The 14,651-nt window shown below is 27.5% G+C and carries 16 protein-coding genes; all 16 read right to left on the bottom strand.

Features of this window, described 5'->3' with window-relative positions; genetic code table 11:
- The gene (locus CJ670_RS10150) at nt 1-750 is read right to left on the bottom strand and encodes a flagellar biosynthetic protein FliR (RefSeq protein ID WP_105939865.1); all 750 of its coding nucleotides are present in this window, start codon (nt 748-750) and stop codon (nt 1-3) included.
- Complete coding sequence (gene fliK / locus CJ670_RS10145) at nt 750-2,684, bottom strand: flagellar hook-length control protein FliK (RefSeq protein WP_105939864.1); 1,935 nt, start codon at nt 2,682-2,684, stop codon at nt 750-752. Before fliK ends, CJ670_RS10150 begins: the two co-directional genes overlap by 1 nt.
- A gap of 10 nt (nt 2,685-2,694) precedes the next feature.
- Nucleotides 2,695-3,162, bottom strand: a complete 468-nt coding sequence (gene flgC, locus CJ670_RS10140) for a flagellar basal body rod protein FlgC (protein ID WP_105939863.1) — start codon at nt 3,160-3,162, stop codon at nt 2,695-2,697.
- 15 nt (nt 3,163-3,177) lie between these two features.
- Nucleotides 3,178-3,498, bottom strand: a complete 321-nt coding sequence (gene fliE, locus CJ670_RS10135) for a flagellar hook-basal body complex protein FliE (protein WP_105911692.1) — start codon at nt 3,496-3,498, stop codon at nt 3,178-3,180.
- 16 nt (nt 3,499-3,514) lie between these two features.
- The gene (locus CJ670_RS10130; protein ID WP_105939862.1) at nt 3,515-3,901 is read right to left on the bottom strand and encodes a hypothetical protein; all 387 of its coding nucleotides are present in this window, start codon (nt 3,899-3,901) and stop codon (nt 3,515-3,517) included.
- A gap of 14 nt (nt 3,902-3,915) precedes the next feature.
- Nucleotides 3,916-4,737, bottom strand: coding sequence for an AAA family ATPase (locus CJ670_RS10125; RefSeq protein WP_105911690.1), 822 nt, complete (start codon nt 4,735-4,737; stop codon nt 3,916-3,918).
- Nucleotides 4,737-5,891 (bottom strand): flagellar biosynthesis GTPase FlhF, encoded by a 1,155-nt coding sequence (gene flhF, locus CJ670_RS10120; RefSeq protein ID WP_105939861.1) that lies wholly within the window; start codon nt 5,889-5,891, stop codon nt 4,737-4,739. Before flhF ends, CJ670_RS10125 begins: the two co-directional genes overlap by 1 nt.
- On the bottom strand, nt 5,888-6,283 hold the full coding sequence (locus tag CJ670_RS10115) for a hypothetical protein (protein WP_105939860.1): 396 nt from the start codon (nt 6,281-6,283) through the stop codon (nt 5,888-5,890). The genes flhF and CJ670_RS10115 overlap by 4 nt, the downstream gene beginning before the upstream one ends.
- On the bottom strand, nt 6,267-6,644 hold the full coding sequence (locus tag CJ670_RS10110; protein WP_105911688.1) for a hypothetical protein: 378 nt from the start codon (nt 6,642-6,644) through the stop codon (nt 6,267-6,269). Before CJ670_RS10110 ends, CJ670_RS10115 begins: the two co-directional genes overlap by 17 nt.
- 3 nt (nt 6,645-6,647) lie before the next feature.
- Nucleotides 6,648-6,965 carry a hypothetical protein gene (locus CJ670_RS10105; RefSeq protein WP_105939859.1) on the bottom strand — a complete coding sequence of 106 codons (318 nt, stop codon included), beginning with the start codon at nt 6,963-6,965 and terminating at the stop codon, nt 6,648-6,650.
- 1 nt (nt 6,966) lies between these two features.
- Complete coding sequence (locus tag CJ670_RS10100; protein ID WP_105911686.1) at nt 6,967-7,833, bottom strand: FliM/FliN family flagellar motor switch protein; 867 nt, start codon at nt 7,831-7,833, stop codon at nt 6,967-6,969.
- Nucleotides 7,834-7,849: 16 nt separating this feature from the next.
- Nucleotides 7,850-8,164, bottom strand: a complete 315-nt coding sequence (locus CJ670_RS10095; RefSeq protein WP_105911685.1) for a flagellin — start codon at nt 8,162-8,164, stop codon at nt 7,850-7,852.
- A gap of 56 nt (nt 8,165-8,220) precedes the next feature.
- Nucleotides 8,221-10,251, bottom strand: coding sequence for a tetratricopeptide repeat protein (locus tag CJ670_RS10090; protein ID WP_228154244.1), 2,031 nt, complete (start codon nt 10,249-10,251; stop codon nt 8,221-8,223).
- Between the two features lie 7 nt (nt 10,252-10,258).
- On the bottom strand, nt 10,259-10,585 hold the full coding sequence (locus CJ670_RS10085) for a hypothetical protein (RefSeq protein ID WP_105911683.1): 327 nt from the start codon (nt 10,583-10,585) through the stop codon (nt 10,259-10,261).
- Nucleotides 10,586-10,647: 62 nt separating this feature from the next.
- A complete protein-coding gene (locus tag CJ670_RS10080) occupies nt 10,648-12,855 on the bottom strand; it encodes a flagellar hook-basal body complex protein (RefSeq protein ID WP_105939857.1) in 2,208 nt (735 codons plus the stop codon).
- Nucleotides 12,856-12,964: 109 nt separating this feature from the next.
- Nucleotides 12,965-14,647: a flagellar hook-basal body complex protein gene (locus CJ670_RS10075; RefSeq protein ID WP_105939856.1), complete on the bottom strand. Its 1,683-nt coding sequence runs from the start codon at nt 14,645-14,647 to the stop codon at nt 12,965-12,967.
- Nucleotides 14,648-14,651: the final 4 nt, after the last annotated feature.

Below are 14,651 nucleotides of genomic sequence, written 5' to 3'. Positions count from 1 at the left end.
CTACTCAAATTTACTAATAAAATAGTTTGTAAATGCTTCAAAAAATATCTCTAAACCAAATATTAAAAATAAAAATATTAAAGCAAATTTCAACTGAAAAGTTATAATAAATGGAGAAAATGCTGGCATTGATTTTGTACCATAACCATAATAAACATCCAAAATAAATCCTATAAAAAATAGAGGTAAAGCAAAAGTAAATGCAAATGCAAACATTCTATTAATCTCACCAATAGCAAGTTTAATCCCATTTATAGAGAATATATCAAAAGTTCCTAAATGTATCATAGAGAAACTCTTTGCTAGTAAAACCAATGTCATTTCATACATTCCTGTTTGGAAAAATAGCATTAAAGATACCCAAAATAATAGTTTCGCTACTAATCCTTCTTGAGAACCTGTTGTTGGATCAAACATCATAGCCATAGATAGTGCAGTTGAATATTCGACAAATTCACCTATAATTTTAACAGATGAAAATATTATATTTATAAGCATGGCAGCAACTAATCCCAAAGTTATTTCAGATAATAAAGAGACTATAAAAGAAGATTCATTTATATACTTAATATCACCAATAAATGGAAAAAGAAAAATTACTAAATAAAAAGAAAAAGCCACTCTTATCGTAACACTTATTGCTGTATGTCCAAAAACTGGCATAAATGCTACAAAAGATAATACTCTTGCAAAAAGAAGAAGAAACTTAACAAGTACATCTTCATTTAAAAGTGAGAAAAACTCTTCCATTACATATAATCGTTTTTCTCTTCATAATCTTTGTTCTCTTTTTTAATCCTTAATATCTCTTGAGTATTTGAATCTCTTTTATCTCTTTGATTTTGATTACTTGAAGAGTCTCCTTGACTTTGACCACCTTCTCCTTTTGAGAAATCAAGATTAAAGTTTGCATTATCATTAAAAGTTTTTGCCAAAGAGTTTCTTAACATATTTTGATTTTCCATCAAAATCTCTAGTGTTGCAATATTAGAAACACTCATATTAATAGTTAATCCACTTGACTTATCTTGTTTCATTAAAACTGAGATAGTTCCCAAATCTCCTGGGTTTAAATTCATCCTAAAAACAGTAACAGGTGGTTTATAGTTTTCATACATCTGCCTTGCAACATCTGACATCATAGAGGCCATTTGCTGTTTTGCACCAACAATTCTTGATTGAATTGAATTTACTAAATTTGGTTGAATATCCAAAAGTTTATCATCTAAAATATTTATAGTATCTTCCAAAAGGGCTTTTGAAGCCTCTATTGAGTTTGTTATAAGATTTCTAACATCTACACTTCTTACATCTTTTTCATTTAAAATACTATTTAAAATATTCTTTCTATCTAAACTCTCTTTTTCATCTACGCTTAAATCATTTAAACTCTCATTAGAGATATTTTGCTCAACTTCCAAATTATTTGCATCTAAATCTAAGATATTTGCACTTTTTTCTATATCTTCAACACTTGAAGCATTTTTTAGAATATTTATTGCTTCGTTTTTATTAAAAAGTAGTTGATTATTTAAACTATTTTTTTGGTCAGCTAAAAAAATATTTGAAGATATCTCTTTTGAATTTTGATTAGTTTGTTCTACATTTTGAGGATTTGAAGTAGTTACTTCTTCTATTTTTCTTGTAATATCTTTTTTACTATTTGATTGAATTAACTGATCCATAAGAGACAATTTTTGATCTACTTTTGTATTATTTTCAGTTTTTATAACTTCATCTTCAACAATTAAAATATTTTGTGAATTTAAGTTGTTTTCATTTTTTACAGTTTCATTTTTAATAGCGTCACTCTTGACAACTTCATCTTCAACAATCAAAATATTTTCAGAATTTAAATTATCTTTCAAAATTGTAGAAGTTTGAATTTGATTTTCTAACTCTTTAGTAGTGTCACTATTTACTATTATTTGAGATATGTTTTTAGTTGTTTCTGAAGTTACAAAATCAATATCTTGAGTATTTATATCTTTTATAGAGACTTCTTGCTCTATAATCTCCACTAATTTATCATCTTTAGAAATTATATTTTTGTCACTATCTATTTTTACTTCTAAATTATTTTGACTTTTTAAATCTTCAATTACTTCATCTAAAGATTTTATAAAAGTTTTATCACTATCTAAAATATCAACATTTTCTAAATTTTTCAAAGGTTCACTTAAAATTTGCTCACCTTTAGGTACTTTCTCTAAATTACTATTTTTTACTTCCAAAACTAACCTATCTAGCAATGAGTTCTTGCTACTTATACTATTTTGAATATTTTTTGTAGACTCTTTTATCTCATCTTTTTTTATATTATCTCTATTTAAATCATTTGTTATATTTTTTGATAAATCTTTTATAACTTCTTTACTATTTGAATTTTCATCTAAATTGATAGTTTCAAAATCCGAAGTTTCAGCACTCAATTTTGTATTAATCTCTAAAACTTCACTCTCTAAAGAGTTATTTTCTAAATTTGAAGTAATATTTTGAGATATTATCTTTGAATTTGTATTTTTATTTTCTGTTGAACTGTTTTCAATATCTTCTATTGAAGTTTTTAAAAGAGAATCAAATAAAGATGGCTTATCTTTTGGTAAATCTTCACTTGTGCTTAAAACTGTTGTTTCACCTTTTAAACCACTTGTTTGTGTAAAAACATCAACTAGAGTTGCCATTTTTTAGTCCTTAATTTCCAGCTAAAATATCTAGAGTTTTTGTATCAATTCCTCTATGAGTATTAAATGCAGTAACGTTTGCTTCATAAGACCTCATAGCTTCTATTAAATCAACCATTTCAATAACAGGATTTATATCAGGATATGCTACATAACCCTTTTCATTTGCATCTGGATGAGTTGGGTCATATCTTAATACAGGCTGTGCATCTGTATGAATTATCTTTTTTACTCCAACAGCTCTTAGAGCTAAATCAGATTGTGGTGAATTGTTTATTTCAATATCATTTGAATTTGTTCTTCTAGTTTTATTTGCTAATAAAATATCTTCAAAAATAACTTGTTGCTTTTTATATGGTCCACCCTCTTGAGTATGAGTTGTTTTTGCATTTGCAATATTTGCACTTACTACATTTATTCTTGTTCTTTGTGCACTCATTCCTGAGGTTGATACATTATATCCATCAAAAAAACCCATAATTTGCTCCTTTTACTAAATTTGCATTCTCATAATTTCTCTATAAGCATTTATTGCTTTATTTTTCACTTCTAATCCCAATTTAAGGCTTAACTCTGCTTCTTCAATTTTTTGAACAGCTTCTTGAAGATTTGCAACTTTTCCTGTTGCAATCTCTTTCATAGAATTATACCCTTCTATTTGAGAATTATTTACCTCTTTTACAGCTCCATTTAATAAATCTTTAAAAGATTTATCAGCATATTGACTTTCACTTAAAGTTTCACTTTGTTTTACATTTGCACTATCAATACCTTGCAATGGATTTAAATAGTTTATAGCACCTACTATACTCATTTTCTATTCTCCTATTTTAGCTTGTAGCTTCTTCTTTTTTATCTTCATTAACTACTTCTTTAGTTAATTCTTCATTCGATAGCTCTTCATTTTCTTTATCTTCTCTCAAATCTTTTGTAGCAAGTTGATTTAAAAGTAAGCTTATTTTATCTTCATTGTATCTATTGTCAAAATCCATTCGTTTTTGATCTAGGCTAAAATTGTTAACTATAAAAGATAGCATTAAGTTACTAAAACCTTTTAAAGTAACAGTAACCAAAATAGCTCCAAAAAGCATTTGAAGGGGTGAAAAAAGTTCTGCGTTGAATGTAAAAAATATTATTGTAGCAAAAAAACCAATTGCTATATATATTCTAAATATTCCAGTATTTATTAGATTTTGTGAAAATCTTTCTACTACCACTTAAACTCCGATTTTTAAATATTTTTTAAAACACTACCTACAATATTATGCAACTTAATAGCTGCTTCTTCTTGCGGAAACTCATTTACAAATATTTTTCTAGACCTAGCTATTTTTGTAATGTTTTCACTACTTGGCACACTTCCTATATATTTTATCACAAATTCGCTTTTTAATCTGTTTTTTTTAGCTAAATTTATCAAAGAGTTTGAAATTGTCTCACCCACGAGATCATTTTTTGTGTGATTAAAACAAAGCATTAAACTCTTTTTATCAATTGCTAACATTTTTATCAAAGAGTACACATCCGTTAAAGCACTAGGATCTGTTGAAGTTATTGCTAAAATATTTGTTGATACTTTTAAAAACTCTTTTACATACTCATTTAATCCAGCTCCAGTATCAACAATCAAAATATCATAAAAATTTAAATCTAATATATCTTGAACTAATCTTGAAAATATAAAAGTGCTACTATTTGTTGCATATTGATAGCCACTTTTTCCAGCAATTAAAGAGAGATTTGGATATTTCGTTTCTATTATTACATCTTGTAATCTTTTATGCCCGTTAATATAATCAAAAAGAGTAACTGCTGGTTTTACATCAAAAAGTACTTGCATATTTGCTAAACCTATATCTGCATCCAAAACCAAAACTCGTAGATTCTTTTGCGATAATATATAAGCAAAATTTGCCGTAAAAGTCGATTTTCCAACTCCACCTTTTCCTGATGTTATTGTCAAAAGTTTTGTTTTTGAACTACTTAATTCACTATTTACTTTTGAAGTAAGATTTATTAATTTTTCAGCCTGAGATAACTTAACATCAACCATTATATCTCCTTACTGCACTCATTATTCATAAAACAATCTATCAAAAATGATGCGTCTGCTGCTATTAAATCATCAGGAACATTTTGTCCAATAGAGAAATATGTTATTGATTTTTTTGTTTTATGTGAAAAAGATATAACATTTCCAAAACTTTTTGTCTCATCTAATTTTGTAAAAATAAGGTTATCAATATCAAGTATTGAATAATTTTTATAAATCTCCATCAAATCACTATGTTTTACATTTGAAGGCAAAACCAAAGTCTTTTCAATAGGAAGCTCATATACATGCTTTCTGTACTCATTTATAAGTTCTATTTTATCAATATCATATTGGCTAGAACCTGCTGTATCAATAAAAATATAACTACAATTTTTAAGCCTTAAAAGTGCTTCTGTTAAATCTTCAGGTTTTTTAACTATTTCCAAAGGTAGTCTCATAATATTTGTATATGCTTGTAATTGTTCTATTGCACCAACTCTAAAAGAATCCAAAGTAATAACACCAACTTTATGATTTTGTTCCATTTTATAAGCAAATCTTGCAGCTAGTTTTGAAATTGTTGTAGTTTTTCCAACTCCAGTTGGTCCTACCATCATCATAATTTTTCTTTGCTCTTTTCTTAAAGGTTGCTCCATTTTAATAGGAATAACTCTTCTTAAAACTAATTTAAAAAAATCGTTTACTTTTTTTTGGTTTGATTTTAATGAAACTGGAAGCTCTTTTATTGTCTTTTTCATAATAGTGTATGTCATCTCACTATCAAATTCATTTTTTTCAAAAATAGTATATACATCTATAAATTCAGGAGGAATAAGTAAATCATATAGTTGACTTTTTGGTTTCCAAAGAGTTTTTTGAACTTGCTCAAGAAGAGATTGCATTTTTAAAATCTCCTCTTTATAGTCATAAACTTGTGCTTTAATAGGCTCGGCTTCAACAGTCGCTTTTGTAATTGCTGTTTTTGTAAACTCCATATTTTTTTGAATCTCATCATCTTCAACAACAACAACTATCTCATACATATCTTTATTATAACCATTAGCATTTGCAATTTTTTTTGTAGATATTACAATAGCTTCTTCACCGCACTGTATTTGTGCATTTCTTAAAGCTTCTGTTGGTGTTTCTCCTAAAAACGAGAGTCTATTCATTTTTGTCTTCCATCTTTATATATTTGTTCAATAGTTCCATCTAAATTCTTAAATCTTATAAACTCTTCATTTTCATAAATAATTTTTCCTTTTTTTACTATTTTTAGTCCACCAAAATTAAAAATTATTTCATTGTTTTCACTAGATTTTACATTTTTTTGACAAACTATACTGTTTTTATTAATATGATGTGTTGTTATAATTTCACCATTTTGTAAATCTTCCAAAGTCAAAGGAGTACAAGTTCTAGGAATTGTCTCAAAATCTTTCTGTTCTAGTTTAGAAATATCTATTTTCTCTTCATATTTTATTGCTTCTTTTGCTACAAAAACAGAAATTGCAAATAAATATGAAGAAAAAACTAAAGATAAAAAACTAAGCTTTAATATCAAAAATCTGTCCTCCAGATTGCTCACTTATCTCATCTAAAAGCTCTTTATACATCTGTTTTATTGGTAAAACTATACTTGCTAATTTTCTATTTAGCTCATACAAAGTTTTTAATCCATCTTCAAGTTCATTTACTTTGTCTCTATAAATATTTACATCAACATTATTTTGAATAAGTGTTGATAACTCTTTGTTTAGTTCACTTTTTTGACTCATAATTTCATTTATAATTGAATTTTTTCTATCATTTCTTCCAAAAAGTTCTTCATGTTTTGAGGCTTTTATATCTTCTATATCTTGAGTTATTGCATTTTTTAACTCAAGTATTAGTTGTTGCATATTGTCTACTATTTTATCAACCATATTTTAACCTTGCTCTTTCTTATTATTTTCTGATAAAAAGTTGTACAACATATCACTAATTCCAAAACTACCACTAGAACTATCAGAGATTGATTGCAAATACATACCTTTTATAATATCACTACCAGCTTCTTCTCCTGCTATACTAGTTGATTTCAAAGAAGTTTCCAATATTTGATTTATAAAAAATGCCTCAAAATTATTACTTACTTCTCGTAACTCTTTATCTTCAACGTTCTTGAGATTACTACTATTTAAATTTTCAAATTTATTTGTTTTTAGAATATCTTTGTTATATAAATTGCTACTATTTATTTCCATTTTACAATCCTATTTTATCAAATTTAAAATCTTCATTTATGATTTTCTTAATCTTTAATCCAAATTTTCCTTCTACAATTACAGCTTCACCCTCACCTATTTTTACGCCATTTATAAGAATTTCAAGTGGCTCATTTACCATCTGCTCAAGCTCAATAATCTCACCAACATCCCATCTTAAAATATCTTTTAAAAGAACTATTTTTGTACCTAATCTCACACTTAGTTTTAATCTAACATTATATAAAAGTTCAAGGTTTTTAGATGGATTTGCAACTCCTACGATTGCTTGAGTTGGAGCAACAGGAGAAACAGCAGCTGAAACAGGAATAGCAACTGCTGGTTTTTCATCTTTTACTCCTGTAATCAAAGAGAAAAAAGGAGAAAATGCTTTATCAAAACTAATTAAAATAGGAGTTTCATCTTCATCTAAAGATATATTAAAAAAGTAGATATCTTTTCCACTTAATGCACTTTTTTCTACTTTTTTTGTTCCTTTAATCTCAGATTTCATACTTACAATATCTGGCATACCTTGAGCATTTGAAGCAGTACAAAAACTACCACAAATATTTGAAACTATTTCATTTACAGCATCTGTTGTTTCATCATCAATATCTGTTTTTAAATCACCCATTCCACCTAGCATTAAATACTCAAACTTTGTAGCACTAATACTAGGAATATAAAAAGTTATACCTGAACTTAAACCTTTTATATCAAATTTTACATCTGCTTCTATAAAACTTGAAGATTCAAAAGTATCATCTATTTTTTTTGTTTCAGAAATTTTTGCTTTTTTCCCCAGTAACTGCTCTAGAGTATTTGATAGCTCGTTTTTAAATACATTTGATAAATCTGATGCCAAAATATGTTACCTTTTTTTAATTTTTAATACTTTTTTCTAGCTCTTCAATCAAAAAAGCTTTTATTTTCATCATATCTTCTGTTGGATATTTATTTTCAATATCGCCTCTTGTTATTTTTACAAAAAAATCTCTTGATTTTTTGTTATATCCAAACTGAATATTATCTAAAATAACTTCATTTAGCTCACTTATTGGCTCTTTTGAAGCATTTTTTTTATACTCATCTTCTTGTATTGTTTTAACTTTTTCTTCAACATTGCTTACTTGTTTTGTCTTTATTTCATAGTTTTCTTTTGAATTATCAATCTGTGCTACTCTTCCAACTTCCACAAGAGACTCCTTTGTAAGAATTTTAAAACATTATAACAAAAAAAAATTAAATAGTATTATAAAGAAAGCATAAACTCTTTAAAACCAACAATTCTAAAATCTATATATGGATTATCATACTTATTTACTAAAAATTGCTTCGCACTTGAAATATTCATATTTTGTAAAAGTTGAATTGCAGTTAAAAAATCGGTATCTTTATCTTTGTAAAATGCTTTTATTAAAGATATTTGAATAGATGCTTCTTCTGGTCTTAAAGATTCTAAAAATGCTGCAGTTGAAAGATACATTGTAAATCTATTTTCGTATCCAAACTCATCTTTTAGCTTCTTTAGTGTCTCAATAGAATTAAGTGGTTTTCCCAAATATAAATCACTATATGCTTTTGTTACCAAATAGCTTGGATTATTGTTTCCATCTATATTAAAATCTACTCTTGTAAAAACACCAAATGCTTTTAGAATATCAATATAATATTTTGAAGTAATTAAAGAGCTATCTAAAAAATTATTATTGTATTTCAAAGTTACTGAGTCTTGAACTCTTGAAGAATACCTATACTCATCTTCATTTTTATTTTTTTGAACAAGTTTTAAAAGATATATAAAAGGATCTCTTTCATAATCTTCAAGAAGTTGATGATTACTTAAATCTTCATTATTGTTCATATTCTTTAAAAAATCTATAGCTTTATAAAAAACTGTTTTTTCATAAGATTGTGATGCTTCAACAACATTGTAAGCACTATTTACAAATAATTTATATAACTCTTTTGCAAAGTAGCTATATAATCCTCCACTATCTTTTATATTTTTATCTAAAATAGCTCTTTGTTTATCTGGCATATCAGCAGATATTTTATTTGCAGTAATTAGATACATAACTGAATATAACTTATTACCAGGACTTAGTTTATAAGCTTTTTCAAAATTTTTGTAAGCATTTGTAAAATCATTTATTTGTGCGTAAGACAAACCTAAGTTATAGTAAATATATGCTTTAGAATCTGTTTTTATAATATTTTTTAATTCATTTACTCTCTTTATTGGATCTTGTTTTACCAAACGAATAAATTTTGTATTATACTCAACCATATTTTCTAAATTCTCTACACTTTGTGCTTTCCCATATATAAAACCTTTTACAGAGTCATATATTATCTCTTTTGAATCTGAAAAGACAAAAGGAGCAAAATAATAGATAAAATCATACATTCTCTCTTCATCAAATTTTATAATACTTTTATAGTAATCTTTGTATGTATATAAATCTTTATTAAAAAATATCTCTATAGGCATTTGTATATTTACATTAAAATCTTTTTTTCTATCATTAATTAAATCTAATATCTCTTGTGCATCTTCAAAATTATTTTGTTTCAAGCTTGAATATGCTGAAATCCATAATACTTTATTTAGAGTTTCACTATTTTTTTCTTCTTCTCTTACTTTTTTCAAAATTGTTGAAGCTTTTTTAAAATTATTTAGTTTTATCAAAATCATAGCTTTTTTCAAATCCAAAGAGTAGCTCATTGCATTTAAAGCTCCTAGAGCATTTTCATAATCTTCTATAATCAAATATCTATTTGCCAACTCTTTCAAAATAGCATCTTTAATATCTGTAATAAGCTCGTTGTAGTCACTTAATTTTTTGCTATTTTGAAAAATTGTTACTAAATCTAGCATATATTTATCATCTTTAGTTATCTCAAAAAGATAGTAACAAGATGATATAAATGAGTATGGTTGATTTATTAGATTTGTTTTTTTTGAATAGATTTTATCAAAAAACTCTTTTGCTTTTTTTTCATCTTTTTGTTTGTAATATATTATTCCCATATTCAAAAGTGATGGAGCTTCAAAAACTTTTGAAGTTTTTTCAAAAAGTCTTAAAGCATCTTTGTATTCACCTTTTCGAAAGTGCAAAACTGCTTTATTAAAATCAACTTGTATTTCCAAATTTTCATTTGAAGCCTCTAGTTTTTCTAGTTCAAAAATTATTTGTGGCTGTGATTCTATAATATTTGCGTATAAAAAATTATTTAGTATAAAAAAAATTATAACTATTTTATATATAGATTTTTTCAAATTATTCCTAAATAATTGCATTTACCTGAGCAAATAACTCTTCATTTCTTCTTTGTAGGTCGTTGATTTTATTTTTTAAAGTAATGTTTTCAAGTCTAAGATTTTGTAAATCGTCACGTGCTACTTGTAGATTTTCTTGATTGTTTTTAAGACTGCTTGTACCTATTTTAACTTGCTTTTCATATCTTTGTATTAAAGCTTCAAGCTTTGTAACCTCTTCATCTATAATCTCTTTTTCTTCTTTCATTTTTTTGTACATTGATTTGTAGGCACTTGTACTTGAAATAAAATAAAGCAAAACGATAGATAAAACTGTTGATATTAAAAAATCCAATTTCTTTCCTATAATTAATATATTTAAATAGAGCAAGAAAAAATCTCGCTCTACTTGTGATATTATCTTTTTAAGTTAATAAGTGTACTTAAAAGCTCATCTGATGTTGTGATAGATTTCGCATTTGCTTCAAAAGCTCTTTGAAATACCATTAAGTTTACTAAGCTTTCACTTAAATCTGCTTTACTAAGCTCTAGTGCTTTACCTTTTACACCTGATGTATTATTATTGTTTATACTATAAATTGCATTTCCTGATTCTTGAGTTCTTTGGAAGTTGTTATTTCCAACTGCTTCAAGTCCTCTATTGTTTGTAAATCTTGCAATTGATACTTGACCAACAGCATATTCAACTCCACCTTCTTTTATAGTTACAAGTCCAGTGTCATCAATGCTGAATTGTCCAAATTTACTATCAGAGATATTTAAAACATCTAGTCTTAGTTGAAGACTATTTTGAGTAGAAGTTTGATCAACTCTTGTAGTTATCTCCATAAACTCTCCTCCAGCACCTCTTCTTCCAGAATAATCAGCATTTGTCTCTATAAATACATTACTAACAGCTGGTCCTGAAGGCGGAGTAAGATCATCATAAGTTAATTTAGCATCAAACTCTAAATCATAACTAGAATCTTTTGTTTCTAATACCAAGTTTCCATTTACATTTTTTGCAACAATATAATCACCTAATTGTGGTCCAGAAGCTGTTCTTAAATTATTTATAGAATTTACTATACCATCTATTGTCATATCATCATATGGTGGAGCTGAAGTGTCTCCAAAAGTAATATTTATAGGCTGTGGCGGAGTTGCTCCATCATTTGGAACTGGAATTACATAACCCAAATCTTTATCAAAAATTTCTATGTTAAATTTATACTCTCTTGTAGAAGCTGCTACAGTTGCATTTCCATATAATTCTTGAGTTGTATAAACACTTTGTTGATTTCCAGTTACAAGTCTAGAAAGAGCTTCTCTAGCTGATTCTATAGCTGCTTTTCCAGAACCTGCAACTGCTGCTGCTGTTGTTTGGTGTGATCCTTTTACAGATACATTTTGATTTGTTCCTGAATGTTCTGATACTTCAGTTATTTTAAAATCTTTTCCAGGAATTAAAGATTTTATTTGAATAACTCCTCTTAGCATATCTGCTAATTTTGTACTCTCTTCATAAGTACCATTTGGATTTAATGTATCAGCAGTTGGAGCTAAACTATCTTTTGCCATATAAGCAACCATTCCACCAGCATTTGAATTAGAAATTTTATCAGCCATAGCTTTATAAGTATTTATTTTACCAGCTAATTGGTCATATTTTGCAATCTCTGTATCTGCTATTTCTTGCGTCATTGGTGCTACAAAAGGAGGCATAAGAGTACTAGGATCTACAATTCCGTATGTTCCAGCTTCTGTAGATGCAGTAAGCTGTGTCCAAAGTTGTTGTCTATAGTCATCTGTTGTTTTAGTCGGAATAAAATCTACATCATAATTTTGTCCATTAATAACTACTCTTATAGAATCTCCATCTTTCCCAATAATTGAAGTAGGAGGCGTTCCTGTTCTAAAGTTTACCTGAGAAACTTGTGCAATAGAACCAGCTGATGGTAAAGTTGGATCATCTTTATATTTTTGAAGCCAAGTATTATAATCAGCCATCGCAAGGTCTATATCTTTTAGCTTTGCGGCTTTTGTTTTTGCTCCAGCTCCACTAAAGATTGAATTAGCATCTGATTTTGCAGTTTCATCAAAATTTGTAGACTTTGCTGCAATTGTTTCAATAAAATCTCCATGTCTAATGATACTATTTCCCAAGTTTTTAATATAAGAATCTGTAAATCTTGTATCATTTTGATTTGTACTCTTTACATCATTTTTTTGATCAATCGAGCTCATAGACCAACCTTGAATTTCATATCCATCTGGGTTTTGCAAAGTACCACTTTGACCCATACGGAAATTTCCAGCTCTTGTATAAAATGTCTCTGCAGTTCCGAGTGTATTTTTATTTATTACAGTGAAAAATCCATCACCTTGTAAAGCAACATCATACTCAACTCCTGTGATTTTTGAACCACCTGTTACGAAAATCTTCTCTGCATCTTGCACAAACGACCCTTTACCAATTTGTCCTTGGTAAATTTGATCTGCAAAAGAAATTCTTCCTGCTTTATAACCAACAGTGTTTACATTGGCAATGTTGTTTGACTCATTATCCAATGCTGTTTGATGTGCTGCTAATCCTGATATTCCAGTCCATAATGCACCTATCATGACTAATCCTTTATATTAAGGTAAATGAACATAAATGTTCATACTTTTGCATAAAATTTATCTAAAATTTATACAAAAGTATAAACAAACTGTTTATACTTTATTTTTATTATCTCTTCATTTCTATTGCTGTTTGTAAAAACTCATCTGCTGTTGTAATAGATTTTGAACTTGCTTCAAAAGCTTTTTGAAATACCATAATTTGTGCTAAAGTAGAACCATAATCTACATTAGCTCTTTCAAGAGCACCACCTTTTATTGTATTCATAGTATCTGAATTAAAAGGATTTCCACTATATTGTGACTGTTGAAACAAATTTCCTCCCATAGGCTCTAATCCTTGCTCATTTCTAAATCCAGCAGTACTAAGTCTTCCTACCAAAAAGCTATGACCTTGACTTTTTACAAATACAAACCCATCATCTGATATATTTATTTCAGCTGTACTTTTATCAGAAATTCCTAATGCATCAAGCCTTACATTTATATCATTTTCTCCAATAACTCCTAAGTTTCCATACTCCAATACATTTGTAATTTGTAAAAACTTTCCATCTGCATTTTCAACTGCATTTTTTAAAGCATCTCTTGCACTATCAACCATTGCAAGACCAGAACCTTTTACTGATTCTTGTAAGTTTGTAGATTTAAAGTTTGTATCATTTAGTTTTATATCTGATATATTAAAGCTTGCACCCGCAATTAAAGTATCAATAACCAAAGTTCCATCTTTTACACTAGCGCTCATACCATCTTTTGAAGAAATTTTATCAGATAAATCTTTCATAGCATTTATAACACTATTTGCATTTATGTATAAATTTATTTGATCATCTCTTAAAGTTTGAGCTGTTGCCTTGTCTAAAATCTCTTGAGGAGTTGTTATAGGCATTGCATCTATATTTGCTTGACTTTGTATAGAGTTAGGATCAGTTAAATTATACTTTGATTTTCCATTTGCATCTAAAAAATCATATAGTTTTTGCATCTCTTCATCATTTATAGTTGAGTTTACATCAAATTTCACACTATATGTTTTATTATCAATTGTTACACTAATAGTATTATCTGTAGCTTGTAAAGATGATAAATTTGATGAAAAATCTATTTGAGATTTTTGACTAATAGATGGAGTATTTGTTGTTGATTGATCCATCATAAATTTATTTAACTTCTCTATATAATCAGCTTTTAATGCTTCAATATCATTTATCTTATTTTGTGAAGTTTTGTATCCATCACCTTTATTTAATATATCATCATCTTTTGAAGAACTTACATAATCACTAGCTTTTGCATTTATATTATAAATTGTTCCACTTCCATTATTTATATTTGTAGATACTAAGCTTTTTGCATATTCATCTGTAAATATCATATCAACTGGATTTGTACTTGTAGTAACTTTACTTTGTGGAACTAATCCTTGAATTTTAAAATCATCTTGAGTAACTAAAAAACCATCTTTTGCTTGAACTAAATTTCCAGCTCTTGTATAATAAATCTCATTTGGGTTTTCTCTACTTTTTACTACAAAAAAACCTTTACCCTCTATTGCAACATCTATTCCAACACCACTTTGAACAATATTTCCTTGCTCAAACTGTTTTGAAATACTTTGAGTTTGTACACCTTTTCCAAACCCTGCTTGGCTATATAATACATCTGAAAAACTTATTTGATCTTTTTTGTGTCCAACAGTATTTGAGTTTGCCAAATTGTTTGACTCAACAGCTATACCTTTATCGTGATTCCAAATACCTGAAACACCATTCCACATAGCTCCTATCATATTA

The organism is Arcobacter cryaerophilus gv. crypticus (assembly GCF_002993025.1).
GTDB lineage: Bacteria > Campylobacterota > Campylobacteria > Campylobacterales > Arcobacteraceae > Aliarcobacter > Aliarcobacter cryaerophilus_B.
Note: the sequence above shows the minus strand (reverse complement) of the source record. Positions and strands in the feature narration are given on the sequence as shown.

What these genes read in the sequence shown, in the direction of transcription:
- CJ670_RS10150 (WP_105939865.1), bottom strand. Translation starts at nt 750, where the DNA reads ATGGAAGAGTTTTTCTCACTTTTAAATGAAGATGTACTTGTTAAGTTT.
- fliK (WP_105939864.1), bottom strand. Translation starts at nt 2,684, where the DNA reads ATGGCAACTCTAGTTGATGTTTTTACACAAACAAGTGGTTTAAAAGGT.
- flgC (WP_105939863.1), bottom strand. Translation starts at nt 3,162, where the DNA reads ATGGGTTTTTTTGATGGATATAATGTATCAACCTCAGGAATGAGTGCA.
- fliE (WP_105911692.1), bottom strand. Translation starts at nt 3,498, where the DNA reads ATGAGTATAGTAGGTGCTATAAACTATTTAAATCCATTGCAAGGTATT.
- CJ670_RS10125 (WP_105911690.1), bottom strand. Translation starts at nt 4,737, where the DNA reads ATGGTTGATGTTAAGTTATCTCAGGCTGAAAAATTAATAAATCTTACT.
- flhF (WP_105939861.1), bottom strand. Translation starts at nt 5,891, where the DNA reads ATGAATAGACTCTCGTTTTTAGGAGAAACACCAACAGAAGCTTTAAGA.
- CJ670_RS10110 (WP_105911688.1), bottom strand. Translation starts at nt 6,644, where the DNA reads ATGGTTGATAAAATAGTAGACAATATGCAACAACTAATACTTGAGTTA.
- CJ670_RS10105 (WP_105939859.1), bottom strand. Translation starts at nt 6,965, where the DNA reads ATGGAAATAAATAGTAGCAATTTATATAACAAAGATATTCTAAAAACA.
- CJ670_RS10080 (WP_105939857.1), bottom strand. Translation starts at nt 12,855, where the DNA reads ATGATAGGTGCATTATGGACTGGAATATCAGGATTAGCAGCACATCAA.
- CJ670_RS10075 (WP_105939856.1), bottom strand. Translation starts at nt 14,647, where the DNA reads ATGATAGGAGCTATGTGGAATGGTGTTTCAGGTATTTGGAATCACGAT.